The organism is Halobacillus mangrovi, from assembly GCF_002097535.1.
GTDB lineage: Bacteria > Bacillota > Bacilli > Bacillales > Halobacillaceae > Halobacillus > Halobacillus mangrovi_A.
This window is the reverse complement of the sequence record NZ_CP020772.1, coordinates 2,474,051-2,493,585: the sequence shown is the minus strand read 5'-3', so window position 1 is coordinate 2,493,585 and position 19,535 is coordinate 2,474,051. Positions and strand designations below refer to the sequence as shown.

Sequence of the window (19,535 nt, the reverse complement as noted above, 5' to 3'; positions counted from 1 at the left end):
ATACATGGACGAATACATATTACTAATCACTATGGCATTATCATTCATGATTACTGTCGTGATATCGCCGATGATTATTCCGTTTTTAAGAAGATTGAAGTTCGGTCAGGCGATTAGAGAAGAAGGGCCTCAGTCACACCAGAAAAAATCTGGAACACCAACAATGGGCGGCGTTATGATTATCTTAGCAGTCATTGCAACGACATTGATTGCTTCTTTTTGGTTTAATACAGAATCAACGAGTATTCATTTGTTTTTAGTATTATTTGTTCTTATAGGCTATGGACTACTAGGATTTCTAGATGACTATATAAAAGTTGCATTAAAACGGAACCTTGGATTGACTTCAAAACAGAAAATGCTCGGTCAAATCATTATTGCGATTGTCGTTTACATGATCTTAAGGCAAAATGATTTTCCTACAACTATTGGAGTTCCAGGGACAGAATGGGAAGTAGAATTAGGTTTCGGATATGCACTTCTCATTCTTTTCATGCTTGTTGGAGGTTCCAATGCCGTGAACCTTACCGACGGGCTTGATGGTTTATTAGCTGGAACTGCAGCAATCGCGTTTGGTGCTTTTGGTATTCTCACATGGACAGGAGATACCAATATTGATGTTACGATTTTCGCTTTGGCTGTTGTGGGTGCTTTACTAGGGTTTTTAGTGTTTAACGCTCACCCTGCAAAAGTATTCATGGGCGATACAGGATCACTGGCTCTCGGGGGCGCGATTGCTATTATAGCCATCTTGACAAAATTGGAGTTACTCCTAGTCATCATTGGCGGTGTTTTTGTACTAGAGACTCTGTCTGTTATTATTCAGGTTATTTCTTTTAAAACGACTGGAAAGCGTGTATTTAAGATGAGTCCTTTACATCACCACTATGAATTGAAGGGCTGGTCAGAGTGGCGGGTCGTAACGACATTCTGGGCGGTAGGATTAATTTTTGCTGTTCTTGGTATTTATATTGAGGTGATGTTCGGATGAAAAAATTAGAATCTTTCCCTTACAAGCATGTACTCGTCCTTGGGTTAGCCAAAAGTGGAACGGCTGCTGCCCATTTACTGTTGGACAGTGGGGTAAACGTAAGGATAAATGATAAAAACGCAGTTGAATCTAGCGAAGAGATTCAGCGGTTAAAACAAAAAGGGGCAGATATCATTACTGGAGGACACCCTTTGACCGTATTGGATGATATCGATCTATTAGTCAAAAACCCAGGGATCCCATATGAAAATCCTGTTGTGGAAGAAAGTGTGAAAAGGAAAATACCAGTCGTGACCGAAGTTGAGCTTGCAGGCCACCTTCATAATGGGCCGCTAATTGCGGTAACGGGCTCTAATGGAAAAACGACAACAACAACATTGATTCATGAAATAATAAAGGCAGACCATCAGCCAGTAGCTGTTGCGGGAAATATCGGAAAAGTGTCTTGTGAAGTGGCACGTTCCACCACAGACGAAGAGACCATGGTGGTTGAATTGTCTTCCTTCCAACTGCTTGGAACGGAAAATTTCCGGCCGGATATCTCTGTCTTATTAAACCTTTATGAAGCTCATCTCGATTATCATGGCACACTCGAGAACTATCATGAGGCGAAAGTGAAAATTATGGAAAATCAGACAGAAGCGGATACTCTTGTTTTTAACGCTGATGATGAGAAGATTAACGCCTATACTTCACGTACCAAAGCTAAGCTAGTAGCCTTTTCTACTAAACATCAAGTAGAAGGGGCATGGTCCGACGGTGAATGGGTTTATTTTTATGAAGAACCTATTATGAAAGTAAAAGAAATCGTCCTCGTCGGTGAGCAAAATTTGCAAAATATTTTAGCTACGATTGCTGCGGTAAAAGTTAATGGTGTAGATAATAAAGCAATTCATAAAGTATTAACAACATTTTCAGGAGTAGAACATCGCCTACAATTTGTAACGGAGAAAAATGGCCGTTCTTTTTATAATGATTCAAAGGCCACGAATATTCTAGCTACTTCTTATGCTTTGCGTTCCTTTAAGCAGCCTGTTATTTTACTTGCCGGCGGACTTGATCGGGGAACCACATTTGAAAGCCTGGCTCCTTATCTTGGCTCTGTCAAAGGTATGGTTCTCTTTGGTGAAACGGCTGATCTGTTAGAAGAAACAGGGAAGCAAGCAGGGGTTGAGAAGATTGTTAAGGTGAACGGAATGCAGGAAGCTGTGGAGAAAGCCAACAAGATTTCCGTCCAAGGAGATGTTATATTGCTTTCCCCTGCCTGTGCGAGTTGGGATCAATACAGAACTTTTGAAGAAAGAGGCAACATGTTTATCGATGCTGTGCATAAGCTGAACTAAGGGCTTATGCGAACAAGCTTATAGCCCTGTTTTCCATCCAGATGGGAGGTAGGGCTTTTTTTATGGAAGAAAAACAAAAAAAGCCGGATTTATGGTTAAATGCCGCCATTATCGGTATATTGGTGATTGGGATTGTCATGGTTTACAGTTCATCAAGTATCTGGTCAGAGTATAAGTTTGATGATCCATGGTTTTATGCTAAGAGACAAATTCTCTTTGCCACAGCTGGGCTAATAGCGATGGTAACGTTATCACGAATCCCTTATTACTTCTGGTACTCTCATGCAAAGTGGATTCTTCTCATTTGTCTCGTTTTTTTGATTGCTGTATTGATTCCAGGAGTTGGGATGGTTCGTGGAGGAGCGAGAAGCTGGATCGGGGTAGGAATGTTCAGTATCCAGCCATCTGAATTCATGAAGCTAGGTCTGATTCTTTTCCTAGCACGCTTTTTATCGGACAGGCAAAAGCGGATGAACTCCTTCCAGGAAGGTTTCTTGCCTGGTCTCGCACTTATTCTAGTGCCGTTTGCCCTCATTATGCTGCAGCCCGATCTTGGTACAGGGGTCGTTATGGTTGGGACATGTCTTGTCATGATGTTTACAGCTGGTGCAAGAATCAGCCACTTTATGTGGATTGCAGCAGCAGGTATGGCCGGGATGGTTGGCTTAATTGCCTCCGCTCCCTATCGTATCAAAAGGATCACCGCTTTTTTACACCCGTGGGAAGACCCATTAGGGGCAGGCTTTCAAATTATACAATCTTTGTACGCAATTGGACCAGGTGGACTTTTAGGACTCGGCTTAGGGAATAGCATGCAAAAATTCTTTTATCTCCCAGAGCCCCAAACAGACTTTATCTTTGCTGTTCTAGCTGAAGAACTTGGATTCTTAGGAGGATTTCTTGTCTTGGCATTGTTTTTTGTTCTTCTCTGGAGAGGGGTACGTACAAGCCTCAACGCTCCTGATCTTTTCGGCTCGTTGCTAGCTCTAGGAATAGTAGGAATGATCTCCATCCAGGTGATGATCAATGTAAGTGTTGTCACAGGGTTGATTCCGGTGACAGGAATCACACTCCCTCTGGTTAGTTATGGCGGTTCTTCATTGACGCTGACATTGGCATCTTTAGGGTTACTGCTTAGCGTCAGCAGATTTTCTAATCGAGAATAGGGGAGGGGCAGAATATGATCTGCACCCTCTTTTTTTGTATTGTTCTTCTATCTGATTGAAAAATGTACGATGGACAGGTACATAAGTAGTTGATCAGCGATACAATTAATTAATTTTTTATTAAAAACTAGTTCAACTCTATCAATATCTACACCCAAATTTATGATATAATGGGATTTACATCAATAAGGTGAAAAACCTTAGCTTAGATATGGGTTTAGCTTATTTTTTTGCAACCGTGAATCACAACTCAAGGGTGTCATCAGTAAGGAGAAATGCCCGTTATGGAAGAAAGAAAAATTGTTTCCATAGAAGATCGTATACCAAAACTTAAGCAAACAAGAAAAAAGAAGGCGAATCGTCGATTGATCGTTTATCTGACGATTTTATTTCTTTTGATTGCGACTGTCGTTTATTTACAATCCCCTCTTAGTGATGTAAGGGAGGTCGTTGTCAAAGGTCAACAGCATGTGAGTGAAGACGAGATTAAAGAAATCTCTAAGATCACTAATGATACGAATATTTGGCAAGTAGAAAGCGACAAAATTAAAAAACGTCTGGAATCACATAACGAAATCACTTTTGCAGATGTAAATCGAAAGTTTCCCAGTACGGTAGAAATTGAAGTGGAAGAGGCCGAACGAATCGGATATGTAAAAGAAAACGGTGAGTTCCGCCCTATATTGGAAAATGGTACAGAACTTAAATCCACTTCCCCTTTACCTGGAGGAGACGCTCCCATATTAGCTGGCTTTAATAAGCCCACGTATTTAAAAGAAATGTCACAGGAGTTAAAAGAGCTGCCAGATAGTGTTTCAAGTCTGATTTCTGAAATTCATTGGGAGCCAAAAGAGGACAACCCTTATCAAATTCGTTTGTATATGACAGATGGTTATCAAGTGCTTGCTTCGATACGTACCTTCTCAAGTAAGATGCCAGCGTATCCTTCCATCGTATCTCAGCTGGATGAAGGGCTTGAAGGTATTATCCATATTGATGTAGGTGCTTATTTTGAGGAATTTACCGAGGCGGAACAAGAACAACAAGAAAGTACTGAACAGGCTGGGGAAGAGAGTGTAGAGCAAGAGGATAGTCAACAAGAAAGCAGCCAGCAAGAAGCCGTCCAGCAAGAAAATAACCAAAGTGTTGAACAAGGTCATACGGACAGCCCTGATGAGGAAAGCATCCAAGAGGAGAGCTCCGATGAGAATCAAGGGTAAACCATTGATCCTTTCTCTCGTTTTATTTACCTCAGGATTTCTTGTAGCCTATAATTATCAACAAACGGCAAACATCCCTCAAATGGTGCAGTTAAGTGATTCACAATGGGAAAAAGATTATTTTTACAAACAACAGCTTTTAGAAATGGAAGAAAAGAATAAAGAACTGAGAGAAGAACTTAAAGTAAAGCGTGACAAAATACAGGAGTATGACAGCAAACTAGCAGACAGCGAGAATGTAGTGGCAGATTTTGTGCAACGGAAAAATAAACTCCAGATGCTTGCAGGTGAGCTCCCTTTACAAGGATCAGGTGTAGAAGTTACGTTAAAAGATGCCGAATACATCCCGGAAGAAGATCAGGTAAATCAATATATTGTACATGAAAGTCATATTCACATGGTCATCAATGAGTTGTTGAGTGCAGGTGCTAAAGCCATAGCGGTAAATGGTCAGCGTATTTTCAGTGATAGCTATATTTCTTGTACAGGACCTGTAATCACGGTAGATGGCATCCAGCATCCTGCTCCTTTCGTCATTACGGCAATTGGAGACTCAGATATTCTCTATTCAAGCTTAGACTTAACCCAAGGGATCATTGATTATCTTTTGAGTGATCATGTAGATGTTGAAATGTCCAAAGAAGCTGAAATACAAATGCAAGCGAAGCTATCCGCTGAAGGGTGAACTGAACACTTATGAATAGACAATCTATGTGGATGGTTTCCCTCGTGTGCTTGTTTGTCGGATTTATGGTTGCTGTACAATTTCAAACGACGGCTAAACCTGAAGTCCGTGATACCAGAGATGAATGGGAAGTAAGAGAGGCCCTTAAAGAACAGCAGGATATTCAACAAGAGCTTTTAAAGAAACTATCAGCCGTTGATAAGACAATCCAGAGTTATGAGCAAAAATCATCAGAAGATCAAATTGAGATATTGAAAAATTCAATTGAGAAGCTAGAAGAGAAGGTAGGTCTTACTGAGAAAAGAGGGAATGGGGTAGAAATCACAATCTCACCGATCTTCCTTGAAAATTTTTCAGGAGAACAAGAATATCCTTCTCTCAGTCCACAGATGTTAAGCAGACTTATTAATGAATTGAATGCATTTGGAGCGACAGACATAGCTGTTGGAAACGAGCGGATTACGAGTTTGTCTCCTATACGCAATGTCAATGGTTCCACTTACGTAAACAATCGTCCTTTACTCCCGTTACCTGTCAGCATCCAAGTACTGGCGGATAATGCTGAGAAGCTAAAAGATTATATCAATACCAGCCCATCCAAAGATATTTTCAGCATCGAGAATTTGGATCTGACTGCTGAAATAAAGGAGGGTATCACGTTACCCAAATATGATGATCCATTACATTTAGAAAAATTAGAAGAAATTGGTGAATGACATGTGGCTTCCGGTGTTGTTTTTAATAATAGGTATATCTCTTGGCTTACTAACGAATATTCAAATTCCTGATGCTTACACAGATTATCTTTCGATCGCCGTCTTAGCTGCTTTTGATACGCTTCTAGGAGGGATAAGAGCCCACTTGGAAGAGAAATTTGATGATACTGTTTTTATAACAGGCTTTTTCTTTAATGTTTCTCTCGCCGCATTTCTTGCATTCCTTGGGGTTCAACTAGGAGTGGATTTATACTTAGCTGCGGTGTTTGCATTCGGTATCCGTTTATTTCAAAATCTAGCGATTATCCGCCGCCAGATTATTGACCAAAAATTACTAGTTAAATTTATAAAAAAATGAACGTAAATAAGAGGATATTCGTGAAAGTCTGTGGAAAACAAGTAATGAACGAGTTTTTGAATACTTACTAGACCATTCGTAGGATGAATTTTTTCAATTCATTTACGTTTATATTTCAATGATTGTATTTTTATCGTATATTCGATATGCTTTGAACTACTCATATGGCTTGTTACAGGAGGTGCGTCACTGGTGAATCAAAATGAAATCCTAGTTAGTTTAGATATAGGAACAAGTAGAATCAAAGTGATTATTGGAGAGATTATGAACGAAACGCTAAATATTATTGGCGTTGGATCAGCAAAATCAAATGGCATGAAGAAAGGAGCCATTGTTGATATCGATCAAACGGTCCATTCGATTCGTACTGCTGTGGAGCAAGCAGAGCGAATGGTGGATATGAAAATAGACCGAGTTGTCGTAGGAGTCAACGGAAATCATATTCAGTTGCAGCCTTGTCATGGAGTCGTTGCTGTTTCTAGTGAAAGCAGAGAAATTGGTAATGAAGACATTAGACGCGTGATTGATGCTGCACAAGTAGTTTCAGTTCCTCCAGAACGGGAAATTATAGATGTCATTCCTCGACAGTTCATTGTTGATGGACAAGACGAAATCACAGATCCCCGTGGGATGATTGGTGTGCGGTTAGAGATGGAAGGTATGATCATTACATGCGCAAAAACCGTCTTACATAACACCTTAAAATGCGTGGAAAGAGCAGGTCTTGAAGTGTTGGATGTATGTTTACAGCCACTCGCTTCAGGAACCGTTTCCTTATCAGAAGACGAAAAGAACCTGGGCGTTGCGCTTGTAGATGTTGGCGGAGGATCCACGACAGTCTCTGTTTTTGAAGAAGGACATCTGAAAGGGACTAGTCTGATTCCATTTGGTGGAGATAATCTTACAAAAGACCTGTCCATAGGGTTGAGGACTTCAACCGAGGAAGCAGAACAAGTGAAGCTTGAACATGGACACGCCTTTTTCGATGATGCCAACGAAGATGAAAGTTTTTCTGTCACAATTATAGGAAGTAATCGAGAACAAGCATTCAATCAATTGCAAATCTCTGATATGATTGAAGCTAGAATGGAAGAAATTTTTGTGTTTGCTGCTCAGGAAATTCAGCGCATGGGAGTCCGGGAATTACCGGGTGGTTTTGTGCTGACGGGCGGTACTATGAATATGCCAGGAGTCCTTGAACTGGCGCAGGATGTATTCCATTCTAATGTAAGACTCGCAATTCCAGATTATATCGGAGTGCGCGAACCACAATTCACAAGTGGTGTAGGCATCTTGCAATTCGCTTATCGTAATGCGAAAATACAAGGAAAAGAGATTTTTCCATCGGTAACCGCTGAATTTGAACAACCCGCACCTAAAAAGCAAAAACGTGCAGCAACAAAACAGCAGAAAGAAGAAAAAGAAAAACCAGAGAAGAAAAAAGAGTCAGGCTTATCCAATCTATTAAAATATTTCTTTGATTAATTGGAAGCTTGGAGTCGGTCAAAGGACGGACGATACAATAAATCTTGTAATCTCGTGTATTAGGAGGAACGGATGATGTTAGATTTTGATACAAGCATGGACCAATTGGCAACCATTAAAGTAATCGGAGTAGGCGGTGGCGGTAGTAACGCCGTAAACCGCATGATTGAACATGGGGTGCAAGGTGTTGAATTTATTGCAGTCAACACAGACGCCCAGGCATTAAACCTTTCTAAAGCAGAGGTCAAAATGCAAATTGGAGGAAAACTAACTCGTGGTTTAGGAGCGGGTGCAAACCCCGAAGTAGGACGCAAGGCCGCTGAAGAGAGTAAAGAACAGCTCGAAGAGGCATTGCAAGGCGCAGACATGGTATTTGTTACTGCTGGTATGGGTGGAGGAACCGGTACTGGTGCAGCCCCTGTCATCGCTCAAGTAGCTAAAGAGCTGGGTGCTCTTACTGTAGGTGTCGTTACACGACCATTTACGTTTGAAGGCCGTAAACGTTCAACACAAGCAGCAGGCGGAATTGAAGGCCTTAAAGGCGCAGTCGATACATTGATCGTCATTCCTAATGATCGACTGCTAGAGATTGTTGATAAAAATACACCGATGCTTGAAGCATTCCGTGAAGCGGACAACGTGCTTCGCCAGGGTGTACAAGGTATTTCAGACTTAATTGCTGTACCTGGGCTAATTAACGTAGACTTTGCAGACGTGAAAACAATCATGGTAGACAAGGGCTCCGCATTAATGGGAATCGGTATCGCAACTGGGGAAAGCCGTGCAGCAGAAGCTGCGAAGAAAGCAATTTCCTCACCTCTTCTTGAAACATCCATTGATGGAGCACATGGTGTTCTTATGAATATCAGTGGAGGCACAAACTTAAGCTTGTATGAAGTTCAGGAAGCGGCAGATATCGTAACATCTGCAGCAGACCAGGAAGTAAACGTAATCTTCGGTTCTGTCATTAATGAGAATTTGAAAGACGAAATCGTTGTAACCGTTATTGCCACAGGATTTGATGAAGCTCAGATTGCTCAGGGACAACAGAAGAAGCGTCCACAGCCTCAACAGCAGCCTAAACCAAATACAGTTGAACGTTCAGTGAGAGAAGAACAGCCGCGTCGTGAATCTCCTCAACCTCAACAACAAAAAATGCCGAATCAAGAAGAAGATACACTTGATATTCCGACATTCTTAAGAAACCGGAACCGTCGTCGTTAATTATCTTAAGCGTAAACCCGTTGCACATTAGAGTGCAGCGGGTTTTTTATTTGTAATCTAATGATAATGTGGTATATAACTCCCTAACGGGGCTACATAGCGCCCTAAGTGAAGAGAATGGAATCGTAACTTGACACAAACCCACCATGTCGAAAGGGTCTTTATGCTTGTCAGAATTCGCGGCCCCTCCCTACATTTATTACAGACATTTTGTTACAAAACTTGCTTGGGAGTGGTTCAGATTCTGACAGACTTTTCGCGGGGACAGGCTTATACTTTGCTATAACAAGAAAAGAAAGGAGAGGGGAAAATTTATCTCGATGCCGTGTGGCTGCTCAATTTCTTGATGGATGCCATGATACTTTTTTTAACACAGGGAGTAACACGAGCAAAGTCAAAAAAGAGTCGGGTATTTTTAGCTGCTTTGGTAGCCTCAGTCATTGTGCCAATATCGATATTTATGCCAGATTCGTGGTTGATGAGTAGTTTAGGGAAGGTCTTTTATTCATTTTTCATCGTTTGGGCAGCCTATTCTTTTTCCTCTCTCCGGGCCTTTTTTTTTCAATGGGTTACTTTTTATTTTATTACCTTTGCGATTGGTGGAAGTATGCTTGGGGTTCACTTTTTTTTAGCAACAGAGATCAGCATCCAAGGCGGATCAGTCGTTACATTCACAGGTGGGTATGGTGACCCGGTCAGTTGGATATTCGTTCTAATTGGGTTTCCTTGTTCGTTCATATTTACAAAATGGCGGCTGGAGCAAGTCAGTGTTCATCGGATGAAACTTGAAAACATTTATGATGTGAGTGTTCGCTGGAGTGGTAAGAAGGCTGTCTGCAAAGGACTCGTTGATAGTGGAAACCAGTTGATTGATCCAGTGAGCAGAAAGATGGTGTTTTTAGCAGATCCGAGTGTTCTGAAACAACTAATGGATCAAAAGGAGCTTGATCTACTTCAAGTCGATCACGTCGTGACTTCAATGGAAGAATTGCCGGATGAGATTCAAAAAGCGGTAAGACTAGTGCCATATTCAGCAGCAGGAATAAAAGGTCAGCTCCTTGTGACACTGTTAGTTGATTCCATCACGATTGAAACTCCAGAGGGACATTTGGAAATTAAACAAGCTCTACTGGGAGTTCAGCAGCAGGATTTGACACATGATCGTCTTTATCAATTGTTAATCCATCCACATGTCATGGTCAAAGGAAAATCAGCGTAAAGTTCAAGGGGGATTTCTATGGTAAAGTGGTTCTTCAAAGCACGGCTATGGTTTTATCGTATTCTCATCAAGTTAGGCATTAAGCAGGATGAAATCTACTATATTGGTGGGAGTGAAGCCTTACCGCCTCCACTATCAAGAGAAGAAGAAAAAGAGTTATTAGAACTTCTTCCTAAAGGTGACAAAGCAGCAAGAGCAATGCTGATTGAGAGGAACCTTCGTCTAGTCGTTTATATCGCACGAAAGTTTGAAAACACAGGGTTAAATATCGAGGATTTAATTAGCATTGGGACTATCGGATTAATCAAAGCGGTAAACACGTTCGATCCCGAGAAGAAAATCAAGCTTGCTACTTATGCTTCTCGTTGTATTGAAAACGAAATTCTTATGCACCTTAGAAAAAGTAACAAGCTTAAAACCGAAGTTTCATTTGATGAACCATTGAATGTCGATTGGGACGGAAACGAGCTTTTGCTATCTGATATCCTAGGTACAGAAGAGGATTTAATCACGAAGGGTATCGAGAAAAAAATTGATAAAAAGTTACTCAAAACTGCATTGGAGCAGCTTAATGATCGTGAGAAACAGATTATGGAACTTCGTTTTGGATTAATCGGTAAGAAAGAAAAAACACAAAAGGATGTGGCGGATATGATGGGCATTTCACAGTCCTACATATCACGTCTAGAAAAGAAAATTATACGCAGGCTACAAAGGGAATTTGATAAGATGGTATAAATTTTCCAAATGTAAGCATGCATAAATTTTCCTCCCAGGGAGATACTGAAAACGTATTCTAGCTTCCTGGGAGGGTCTTACATTGACACGACATAAAGTAGAAATATGCGGTGTAGATACATCTAAACTTCCTGTACTAACCAATAAAGAGATGAGGGCCCTGTTTGTACGTCTGCAAAGCGGAGAAATCGAAGCTCGTGAACAATTGGTCAATGGAAATCTTCGCTTAGTCTTGTCCGTCATTCAGCGCTTTAACAATCGTGGGGAGTATGGTGATGATCTTTTTCAAGTCGGATGTATCGGATTGATGAAATCCATTGATAATTTCGATTTAAGTCACAACGTGAAGTTTTCTACTTACGCTGTACCGATGATCATCGGTGAGATTCGCAGGTATTTGAGAGACAATAACCCGATACGTGTTTCTAGATCCTTAAGAGATACGGCATACAAAGCCTTGCAAATGAGAGAAAAAATCATTAGTGAAACGAGTAAAGATCCAGCTCCACATGAAATCGCTGAGAAGATGGGCGTTCCACATGAAGATGTCGTCTTTGCGATGGACGCTATTCAAGATCCCGTTTCGTTGTTCGAGCCGATTTATAACGATGGTGGAGACCCAATCTTTGTTGTCGATCAATTGAAAGACGATCGGGAAAATGATGCCACATGGCTTGATGAGCTTTCATTGCGGGAAGGTATGAAGAAGTTAAATGATCGTGAAAAAATGATTTTGACAAAACGCTTTTTTCAAGGAAAAACACAAATGGAGGTTGCCGAAGAGATCGGTATCTCACAAGCTCAGGTATCACGCTTAGAAAAAGCCGCCATTAAAGAAATGAATTCATCTATGTTCCAATAATCAAATGTACGCTTCTGTTTATCAAAACAGAAGCGCTTTTTTATGGTCAAAAAAGTGAGAGAACAGAGATCACGTGTTAAGGAACAGATAAGTGGATGCGTGAATTTTCTAATTCGTTTCATGACTCCTAACTCCTCTTCGAATTTCTATTGTCCAGCTACGAGCAACTCTTCGCGACATAAGCAACCCTATTTTGTGTCCAAAAAACGCCACGCCATAGTTTTGCATATGCATTTCAGGGCACCCATCCCCTATTCGCATTTCTAAACAAGTCATTGCATTCTTCTGCATATAGTTTTACAAAGGAGTGAAACGAAAATGAAAATTACTGAATTACAAATGAAAGATGTCATTGCAATGGAAACAGGAGAACGCTTAGGTTATATTAGTGATTTAGATATTGATACCCAGCGCGGACGGCTTCAAGGGTTAGTTTTAACACTAAAGGGAAAAGCAATGGGGCTGTTTGGAAAAGAAGAGGAGCTCGTCATTCCATGGGATCAGATTGTGAATATTGGTGCTGATGTCATTCTGGTCAAAAAATCAGGGTACAGTGGATATTCTAAAAGCCAAAAGTCAGAATCCGACTAATTAAACGAGAAAAACAAGGAAGAATGTGTTAAAATGAAGGGAAATTGAGGTGGTAAAATGGTCGAACCCTTCAAACACGAGACATTACGACAATTGAATTGCTTTCGTGAACATAATAATCTGATAGCCGGTATTACAACTCGTCAAGGTGGTCATAGCCAGAAACCTTTTGACACACTGAATATGGGACTCCATGTCCCTGATCACAAAGAAACCGTGTTGGATAATAGGGGAGAACTGGCAAATGAAGTCGGTATCCCTTTAGAACAGTGGACGATCGGTGAACAAATCCATGATACGAAGATTAAGACAGTAACAAAAGGGGATTGTGGAAAAGGAGCATTTTCTCACACGTCCGCATTGGCTGGAGTCGATGGCTTAATTACGAATCAGCCGAACGTACTTCTGGCAGCCTTCTATGCGGATTGTGTACCATTATTTTTTTGTGACCCGACTAATGGATGGATCGGAGTCGCGCATGCAGGCTGGAAAGGGACTGTCAAAGGCATGGCTTCTCACATGGTCAGGGAACTAGTTACACAAGGCTGTAACTTAGAAACCATACAGATGACGATTGGCCCTTGCATAAGCTCAAGAAACTATGAGGTTGATCAACGTGTCAAGGACGAAATCCCCGAGGCACATCAAAACGAGACTGTAATGGAAATAGGGAATAATAAATATTTGTTGGATTTAAAAAAACTGAACGAGAAAGTTGCCATTGAAGCTGGAGTGCAGTCATCCAACGTGTTTGCCTCAGAATATTGTACATACGAGGAAGATGCTTTATTTTATTCCCATCGACGCGACCAGGGAAAAACCGGGCGGATGCTTGGTTTTATTGGTTGGAAGAGTTGAATAGCGGGAAGGAGTATAAGGATGACAGTAAAAGAGAATTTAGCAAAAATTACAGAAACAATTGGACAAGCATGTGAGAACTGTGGACGTTCTAAAAATGAGATTACCGTTATTGCTGTCACAAAATATGTATCGATAGATCGCGCCCGTGAAGCGGTGGAGGCAGGAATAAAGGATTTAGGTGAAAATAGGAAAGATGAATTTCTTGAGAAGTATGAAGCTATTGGAGATGATGTCAATTGGCATTTTATCGGTTCATTACAATCAAGAAAAGTGAAAGATGTTATTAACCAAGTCACGATGATACATTCATTGGACCGTAAATCATTGGCGAAAGAGATTAATAAACGTGCAAATGAACCTGTCCAATGTTTTGTACAAGTAAATGTCAGTGAAGAGGAATCTAAACATGGTCTTCATATGGAAGAGGTTGAAGACTTCATTGATCTTGTGAAAAATTATGAGAATATCAAAATAGTTGGCTTGATGACAATGGCCCCTCACACCGATGACGAAGAAAAACTGCGTGGTGTGTTTAGGCAGCTGAGGGCTCAAAGAGACAGAATCAGAGATAAGCATATGCCACATGCACCATGTGAATACTTGTCCATGGGCATGAGCAATGATTATGCGTTAGCTATTGAAGAAGGGGCTACTCATATTCGAATTGGTTCTAGTCTGGTTGGATAACAAAATTAAACTGAGGTGATCAGAATGAGCATGAAAAATAAATTTCGATCATTTTTTACGCTGGATGATGAATATGAATACATTGAAGAGGAAGTAGAGGATGATGAAATGGAAGAAGAATACGAGCCGAAACAAAGGACCACTAGAAAGCAAGATACTCAAAACATAGTAAGTTTAAAAAGTGCAAAATCTTCTTCGAAAATGGTCCTGAGTGAGCCTAGCAACTATAACGAAGCTCAGGAAATTGCTGATCAGCTTGTAAACCGTCGTGCCGTTGTTATTAATCTTCAAAGGGTTGATCATCATCAAGCGAAACGAATTGTAGATTTTTTGAGCGGTACCGTATATGCTATAGGTGGAGACATTCAAAAGCTAGGTGCACAAACATTTCTTTGCACACCGGATAATGTAGAAATTTCCGGTTCGATCTCAGAAATGATTTCGCAGGAAGAAGATGAAATTTATAGAAGGTGGTAGCCCATGGTTTTTTTGTTTAACATTTTGATGACAGTTATGCAGGTGTATAGCTGGATTCTCATCATTTATATCTTACTGTCCTGGTTCCCTGGTGCGAGGGAATCGAGTTTTGGTGAAATTTTAGGTAGAATGGCAGAGCCGTTTCTTGAGCCGTTCCGTAAAATCATCCCTCCTCTAGGAATGATTGATATTTCACCAATCGTGGCAATTCTTGTACTGAACTTTGCAAGACAGGGGTTGCAACAACTATATTACATGATTGTTTAACTTAAAAAAGGGAACAGGTTAAGAACGCAAATACTGTGTTCTTTAATCTGTTCCTTTTATTGATGTATGGAGGTTTTGTTATGGACATCTATCAGCACTTCCGTGAAGAAGAACGTCCTTTCATCGATCAGGTCCTTTCTTGGCGCGAAGATGTAGAGTTGAAATATCAAAGAAAACTTAGTGATTTTCTTGACCCAAGAGAACAGTTGATTTTAAAGACGATCTTGGGGAATACACCAGACCTCATCTATGGTGTTTTTGGGGGAAAAGAAGATACGGAGAGAAAACGTGCAATTATTGCCCCGGAGTATGAGGTTATTGAGGAAGGTGATTATCACTTGACTCTGCTCGAGGCGTCGTACCCTACAAAGTTTGTGACCCTTGAACATAGAGATGTGCTAGGTGCCTTTATGTCTCTCGGGATAAAGCGAGAAAAATTGGGAGATTTAATTGTACAAGATGGTAAAATTCAAATTGTCGCTGCGTCTGAAATTAGTGATTATATTAAGATGAATCTGACTGGTGTAAAAAAATCCAATGTGCAGTTCGAAGAGAAGCCTATGTCTCATCTTCTCGAAAATTCGAATGAGTGGTCAAGGAAGGAAACAACAGTTTCCTCCCTCCGCTTAGATGTGCTTCTAAAAGAGATTTACGGAATGTCTAGAAAAAAAGCAGGGATGCATATCGAAGCGAAGCATGTGAAGGTGAATTTCAGGGTTGTTGAGAATCCTGCATTTCTTTTAGAAGAAGGAGATCTCTTATCTTTACGAGGAAAAGGCAGAAGCCGTTTGGAGGAAGTCCAGGGAAAAACAAAGAAAGAGAAATTCAAAGTGACTACAGCAAAACTAAATTAAATCGAAAAAAAGCAGGATTTCGTAGAGATCTGTCGAAACCAATATGTACCAGATAACGCTGAGGAGGTGGTTGGTGTGCCATTAACACCATTGGATATTCATAACAAAGAATTTACAAAAGCATTTAGAGGCTATGAAGAAGATGAAGTGAATGAGTTTCTTGATCAAGTGATTAAGGACTATGAAATTATTATTAGGCAGAAAAAAGAATTAGAACGTGAAGTAGAACAATTGAATGAGCGCCTCGGTCATTTTACAAATATTGAAACCACTCTGAACAAGTCAATTCTTGTGGCGCAGGAAACCGCTGAAGATGTGAAAAGTAATGCCAATAAAGAATCTAAGATTATCATCAAAGAAGCGGAAAAAAATGCCGATCGAATTGTTAATGAGGCGTTAGATAAATCAAGGCGTCTTTCCTACGAAGTCGAAGAGATGAAGAAGCAAGCGAAAGTATTTAAGACAAGATTAAGTAAGCTTGTTGAAGCTCAAATGGAAATGATTAATAATGACGATTGGGATTACTTGTTTGATACGGAGCTTGATAAAGAAGAAGAAGTGAAAGAGCAAGTCGAGAAGGAATTGACTTCACAAAATTCATAACATGCCGTGTTTTACATAACGCGAAATCCTATTATGTTCGAAAGGTGTCGTCTTCATTTTAGTCGACGCCTTTTGTTTTTGATTTTACTCCTTCTTTTTATGGTACAATAGCCTAGGAATAAGATTCATGGAGGCCGTTTATGTTAGCGTACTATTTATTAGCTCTTGGAATGATTATTTTAGACCAAATCACAAAGTGGCTGGTCGTAACAAACATGCGTATAGGTGAAAGTATTCCTATCATAGAAAATTTCTTTTACCTGACATCCCACCGTAACCAGGGAGCTGCGTGGGGAATTTTACAAGGACAGATGTGGTTCTTCTATATCGTCACAGTCATTGTGATTGGGGTCGTCATTTATTACATTCAGCAATACGGGAAAGAGAGTAAGCTCGCAGGTGTAGCCCTTTCATTAATATTGGCTGGTGCAATTGGTAACTTTATTGATCGAGTGTTACGTAAAGAAGTGGTTGATTTTGCTGACACCTATATTTTCACCTATGATTTCCCAATATTTAATGTTGCGGATTCATCACTTGTTATCGGAGTTATTTTAGTGATGATTGCAACATTTTTAGATGAGCGTAAAAAGAAAGGAAGTATAGAAACGTGAGTGAACAATATCAAGTAGTGGAAAGGGATCAGTCGAAAAGAATCGATAAATTATTGACTGAAATCGTTGAAGATGCTTCAAGATCACAAATTCAGAGTTGGCTTAAAGACAAGTTTGTTCTAGTGGATGGAGAAGCTGTAAAAAGTAATTATAAGGTACAGGAAGGAGAACTGATCTCATGGAGCATTCCTGAGCCTGAACCTTTAGAAATTAAGGCAGAAGATATTCCTATTGAAATCGTTTATGAAGACGAAGATGTGGTAGTAGTCAATAAGCCTTCCGGAATGGTCGTACACCCATCCGCCGGCCATCCGTCAGGCACTCTTGTGAATGCCCTTTTATTTCATTGTAAAGATCTATCAGGCATCAATGGGGTGGAACGACCGGGGATTGTCCATCGGATTGATAAAGATACAAGCGGACTCTTGATGGTAGCAAAGAATGATAAAGCACACAGATCTCTAGTTGAGCAGCTGCAAAATAAATCAGTGGAGCGGAAATATGAAGCGATTGTCCATGGAATGATCGCTCATGAGTATGGAACCATTGATGCTCCAATTGGACGTGATCCGAAGGACCGTCAGAAGATGGCGGTTGTCGAGGGTGGAAGAGAAGCAGTCACTCACTTTAGGGTACTAAAACATTTTCAAGATTTTACCTTAGTTGAATGTAAACTAGAGACGGGAAGAACCCACCAAATCCGTGTTCATATGCGATATATAAACCATCCATTGGCTGGCGATCCTAAATATGGGCCTCGAAAAACGTGGGGGCTTGATGGGCAGGCGCTGCACGCCAAGTCTTTAGGATTTGAACACCCAAGAACTGGGGAATGGAAGAAGTTTGAAGTAGAGCCTCCAAAAGATTTCACTGATATGATTACGTTTTTGGAGAATAGAGAGTAAGATACAAATGAAGCAGCTGTCTCTATGTGGGACAGCTTTTTGCAATGATACTCTCATTCAATTAGTTAAGTATTTATCAGTATTGTAGAAGAATTCGAATTCAAAGTAATAGGGATTGAAATGTTTCCGTTACCATAGATGTCACATGGAGGTCCGGGAAATGGCTCGCTTTCCGGGGTCGCACCTGTCATGTTCCTCCCACAGGAGTCTCCCCATTTTCCGGACCTCCTTCCGATTGTTTTTAAAAACGGACGCCATTGAAGAGAGATGAACTCAGTTTGTTATAAGACGTACTCAGCTCCTGAATTCTCTTACTGGTGTTAAATGGGGGCTGTTCTCCTCATAGCAAATGGGGTTGGCGGGGAACCGGGAGACTCCCGGGAGAATGAGCTAGGCTAGACTCCAAAAGGAAATAGGCGACCGAGGAGGCTTGCTAGTTCCACCGGGAAAGTGGATCGTTTCCCTGCCAACTCTACTTCTTATAACGTAACGGACCAAGGGTCTCGAAGCTGAGTCTTCAGGATAAGGAGGGTATATAGCAGTACGTAGTATTACAAACCTATGATGGATGCATTAGTGTTGAAGAAGAGTTAGAAAGGATGAGCAGTTTGAAAATACAAAATAGTGAAGTTCGAGTCAAAGGAAATCAGACATGGAATGTATATCGTCTTGAAAATGATCAAGGCATGAATGTCGAATTTTTAAACTACGGAGGGATCATTACGGACTTATCCGTTCCAGATAGAAACGGTAACAAGGAGAATGTTGTACTTGCCTTTAAAAACTATGACGATTATTTAGATAATCCCATCTATTTTGGAGCACTTATCGGCCGTGTTGCTGGGCGCATCAAACAATCTTCTTTCGAACTGAATGGACAAAGTTATCAGCTTGATCGTAATGAAGGAGACAACCACTTACATGGAGGGAAAGACGGTTTCCATTCAAGGATCTGGGAAGTCTCTCCTTATGAGACAGAGGAAGAGGTTGGAGCAAAACTTTCAATTGTCAGTCCAGATGGTGATGGTGGATATCCTGGTCAAGTGAAGGTTGAGGTCACTTATACGCTTACTAACGATAACAAATTTATCATTTCTTATGAGGCAAGTTCGGACCAAACGACTCCTCTAACTTTAACGAATCACATGTATTTTAATCTGAGTGGCAATAACAAAAGAACATTGGAAGATCAGGAACTGATTTTAGACAGTTCGAAAATGGTAGAACTTGATGAGGAGTTAATTCCCACAGGAAAGTGGTTAGACGTTACTAATTCCCCATTTGATTTTCGGGATAAGAAAAAATTAAAAAGTGTATTTACATACGAAACTTCTCAGCAAAAAATAGCTAATGGTGGAATGGACCATTTCTTTAAGTTTGATAAACAACAAGAAGTAGATGTTTACTTGGAAGATCCAAAGTCGGGCAGGACAATGGGTATAGAGACAGAGCAGCCAGGTATTGTTATTTATACGTCTAATAGCTTTCCTGAGGGAATAGAATTAGCTGAGGGAAAACCGAAGAAACATGCAGGTATATGCTTTGAAACGCAAAGTTCTCCAGCTTCCTTGCATGAAGAGGGTTTTCCAAATGTTATCCTCGATAAGGAACAGACTTACTCCAAGCAAACGACTTTTAGATTTGGAATTCAATAAGTTGAATTTAACCA

Annotated in this window: 22 protein-coding genes; all 22 read left to right on the top strand. The window is 40.5% G+C overall.

Going from position 1 to position 19,535, the window contains the following annotated elements:
• Positions 1-4: 4 nt before the first annotated feature.
• Positions 5-991: a phospho-N-acetylmuramoyl-pentapeptide-transferase gene (mraY, locus tag HM131_RS12275; protein WP_085030034.1), complete on the top strand. Its 987-nt coding sequence runs from the start codon at positions 5-7 to the stop codon at positions 989-991.
• Positions 988-2,334 carry a UDP-N-acetylmuramoyl-L-alanine--D-glutamate ligase gene (gene murD / locus HM131_RS12270; protein WP_085030033.1) on the top strand — a complete coding sequence of 449 codons (1,347 nt, stop codon included), beginning with the start codon at positions 988-990 and terminating at the stop codon, positions 2,332-2,334. Before mraY ends, murD begins: the two co-directional genes overlap by 4 nt.
• Before the next feature lie 62 nt (positions 2,335-2,396).
• Positions 2,397-3,500 (top strand): stage V sporulation protein E, encoded by a 1,104-nt coding sequence (spoVE, locus tag HM131_RS12265; RefSeq protein ID WP_085030032.1) that lies wholly within the window; start codon positions 2,397-2,399, stop codon positions 3,498-3,500.
• A 284-nt stretch (positions 3,501-3,784) separates the two neighbouring features.
• The gene (locus HM131_RS12260) at positions 3,785-4,720 is read left to right on the top strand and encodes a cell division protein FtsQ/DivIB (protein ID WP_085030031.1); all 936 of its coding nucleotides are present in this window, start codon (positions 3,785-3,787) and stop codon (positions 4,718-4,720) included.
• Complete coding sequence (locus HM131_RS12255) at positions 4,704-5,405, top strand: DUF881 domain-containing protein (protein ID WP_232324776.1); 702 nt, start codon at positions 4,704-4,706, stop codon at positions 5,403-5,405. The genes HM131_RS12260 and HM131_RS12255 overlap by 17 nt, the downstream gene beginning before the upstream one ends.
• Before the next feature lie 11 nt (positions 5,406-5,416).
• Positions 5,417-6,121 carry a DUF881 domain-containing protein gene (locus HM131_RS12250; protein ID WP_085030030.1) on the top strand — a complete coding sequence of 235 codons (705 nt, stop codon included), beginning with the start codon at positions 5,417-5,419 and terminating at the stop codon, positions 6,119-6,121.
• A 1-nt stretch (position 6,122) separates the two neighbouring features.
• The gene (locus HM131_RS12245; protein WP_085030029.1) at positions 6,123-6,479 is read left to right on the top strand and encodes a small basic family protein; all 357 of its coding nucleotides are present in this window, start codon (positions 6,123-6,125) and stop codon (positions 6,477-6,479) included.
• Between the two features lie 192 nt (positions 6,480-6,671).
• Positions 6,672-7,964, top strand: coding sequence for a cell division protein FtsA (gene ftsA, locus HM131_RS12240; RefSeq protein ID WP_085030028.1), 1,293 nt, complete (start codon positions 6,672-6,674; stop codon positions 7,962-7,964).
• Positions 7,965-8,039: 75 nt separating this feature from the next.
• Complete coding sequence (gene ftsZ / locus HM131_RS12235) at positions 8,040-9,188, top strand: cell division protein FtsZ (protein ID WP_085030027.1); 1,149 nt, start codon at positions 8,040-8,042, stop codon at positions 9,186-9,188.
• A 310-nt stretch (positions 9,189-9,498) separates the two neighbouring features.
• A complete protein-coding gene (gene spoIIGA, locus HM131_RS12230) occupies positions 9,499-10,407 on the top strand; it encodes a sigma-E processing peptidase SpoIIGA (RefSeq protein WP_269749134.1) in 909 nt (302 codons plus the stop codon).
• An 18-nt stretch (positions 10,408-10,425) separates the two neighbouring features.
• Entirely contained in the window at positions 10,426-11,145 is a 720-nt protein-coding gene (gene sigE, locus HM131_RS12225; protein ID WP_085030026.1) for an RNA polymerase sporulation sigma factor SigE, read from the top strand.
• Between the two features lie 82 nt (positions 11,146-11,227).
• On the top strand, positions 11,228-12,007 hold the full coding sequence (gene sigG / locus HM131_RS12220; RefSeq protein ID WP_085030025.1) for an RNA polymerase sporulation sigma factor SigG: 780 nt from the start codon (positions 11,228-11,230) through the stop codon (positions 12,005-12,007).
• Between the two features lie 318 nt (positions 12,008-12,325).
• Positions 12,326-12,598, top strand: a complete 273-nt coding sequence (locus HM131_RS12215) for a YlmC/YmxH family sporulation protein (RefSeq protein ID WP_085030024.1) — start codon at positions 12,326-12,328, stop codon at positions 12,596-12,598.
• A gap of 57 nt (positions 12,599-12,655) precedes the next feature.
• On the top strand, positions 12,656-13,456 hold the full coding sequence (gene pgeF / locus HM131_RS12210; RefSeq protein ID WP_085030023.1) for a peptidoglycan editing factor PgeF: 801 nt from the start codon (positions 12,656-12,658) through the stop codon (positions 13,454-13,456).
• A gap of 21 nt (positions 13,457-13,477) precedes the next feature.
• Positions 13,478-14,146, top strand: coding sequence for a YggS family pyridoxal phosphate-dependent enzyme (locus HM131_RS12205; protein WP_085030022.1), 669 nt, complete (start codon positions 13,478-13,480; stop codon positions 14,144-14,146).
• Between the two features lie 24 nt (positions 14,147-14,170).
• A complete protein-coding gene (locus HM131_RS12200; RefSeq protein WP_085030021.1) occupies positions 14,171-14,623 on the top strand; it encodes a cell division protein SepF in 453 nt (150 codons plus the stop codon).
• A gap of 3 nt (positions 14,624-14,626) precedes the next feature.
• Complete coding sequence (locus HM131_RS12195; RefSeq protein ID WP_085030020.1) at positions 14,627-14,890, top strand: YggT family protein; 264 nt, start codon at positions 14,627-14,629, stop codon at positions 14,888-14,890.
• A gap of 80 nt (positions 14,891-14,970) precedes the next feature.
• Positions 14,971-15,744 (top strand): YlmH family RNA-binding protein, encoded by a 774-nt coding sequence (locus HM131_RS12190; RefSeq protein WP_085030019.1) that lies wholly within the window; start codon positions 14,971-14,973, stop codon positions 15,742-15,744.
• A gap of 75 nt (positions 15,745-15,819) precedes the next feature.
• Complete coding sequence (locus tag HM131_RS12185; protein WP_085030018.1) at positions 15,820-16,347, top strand: DivIVA domain-containing protein; 528 nt, start codon at positions 15,820-15,822, stop codon at positions 16,345-16,347.
• 140 nt (positions 16,348-16,487) lie between these two features.
• On the top strand, positions 16,488-16,961 hold the full coding sequence (gene lspA, locus HM131_RS12180; protein ID WP_085030017.1) for a signal peptidase II: 474 nt from the start codon (positions 16,488-16,490) through the stop codon (positions 16,959-16,961).
• Positions 16,958-17,866, top strand: coding sequence for an RluA family pseudouridine synthase (locus HM131_RS12175; RefSeq protein ID WP_085030016.1), 909 nt, complete (start codon positions 16,958-16,960; stop codon positions 17,864-17,866). Before lspA ends, HM131_RS12175 begins: the two co-directional genes overlap by 4 nt.
• Before the next feature lie 599 nt (positions 17,867-18,465).
• The gene (locus tag HM131_RS12170; RefSeq protein ID WP_157130812.1) at positions 18,466-19,521 is read left to right on the top strand and encodes an aldose epimerase family protein; all 1,056 of its coding nucleotides are present in this window, start codon (positions 18,466-18,468) and stop codon (positions 19,519-19,521) included.
• Positions 19,522-19,535 lie beyond the last annotated feature (14 nt).

Excerpts from the sequence above, each read along its gene's own strand:
- spoVE (WP_085030032.1), top strand. The coding sequence starts at position 2,397 with ATGGAAGAAAAACAAAAAAAGCCGGATTTATGGTTAAATGCCGCCATT.
- HM131_RS12260 (WP_085030031.1), top strand. The coding sequence starts at position 3,785 with ATGGAAGAAAGAAAAATTGTTTCCATAGAAGATCGTATACCAAAACTT.
- HM131_RS12190 (WP_085030019.1), top strand. The coding sequence starts at position 14,971 with ATGGACATCTATCAGCACTTCCGTGAAGAAGAACGTCCTTTCATCGAT.
- HM131_RS12250 (WP_085030030.1), top strand. The coding sequence starts at position 5,417 with ATGAATAGACAATCTATGTGGATGGTTTCCCTCGTGTGCTTGTTTGTC.
- sigE (WP_085030026.1), top strand. The coding sequence starts at position 10,426 with ATGGTAAAGTGGTTCTTCAAAGCACGGCTATGGTTTTATCGTATTCTC.
- mraY (WP_085030034.1), top strand. The coding sequence starts at position 5 with ATGGACGAATACATATTACTAATCACTATGGCATTATCATTCATGATT.
- HM131_RS12170 (WP_157130812.1), top strand. The coding sequence starts at position 18,466 with ATGAGCAGTTTGAAAATACAAAATAGTGAAGTTCGAGTCAAAGGAAAT.
- lspA (WP_085030017.1), top strand. The coding sequence starts at position 16,488 with ATGTTAGCGTACTATTTATTAGCTCTTGGAATGATTATTTTAGACCAA.
- ftsZ (WP_085030027.1), top strand. The coding sequence starts at position 8,040 with ATGTTAGATTTTGATACAAGCATGGACCAATTGGCAACCATTAAAGTA.
- HM131_RS12215 (WP_085030024.1), top strand. The coding sequence starts at position 12,326 with ATGAAAATTACTGAATTACAAATGAAAGATGTCATTGCAATGGAAACA.
- HM131_RS12200 (WP_085030021.1), top strand. The coding sequence starts at position 14,171 with ATGAGCATGAAAAATAAATTTCGATCATTTTTTACGCTGGATGATGAA.
- HM131_RS12195 (WP_085030020.1), top strand. The coding sequence starts at position 14,627 with ATGGTTTTTTTGTTTAACATTTTGATGACAGTTATGCAGGTGTATAGC.
- murD (WP_085030033.1), top strand. The coding sequence starts at position 988 with ATGAAAAAATTAGAATCTTTCCCTTACAAGCATGTACTCGTCCTTGGG.
- HM131_RS12255 (WP_232324776.1), top strand. The coding sequence starts at position 4,704 with ATGAGAATCAAGGGTAAACCATTGATCCTTTCTCTCGTTTTATTTACC.
- HM131_RS12245 (WP_085030029.1), top strand. The coding sequence starts at position 6,123 with ATGTGGCTTCCGGTGTTGTTTTTAATAATAGGTATATCTCTTGGCTTA.
- pgeF (WP_085030023.1), top strand. The coding sequence starts at position 12,656 with ATGGTCGAACCCTTCAAACACGAGACATTACGACAATTGAATTGCTTT.
- HM131_RS12205 (WP_085030022.1), top strand. The coding sequence starts at position 13,478 with ATGACAGTAAAAGAGAATTTAGCAAAAATTACAGAAACAATTGGACAA.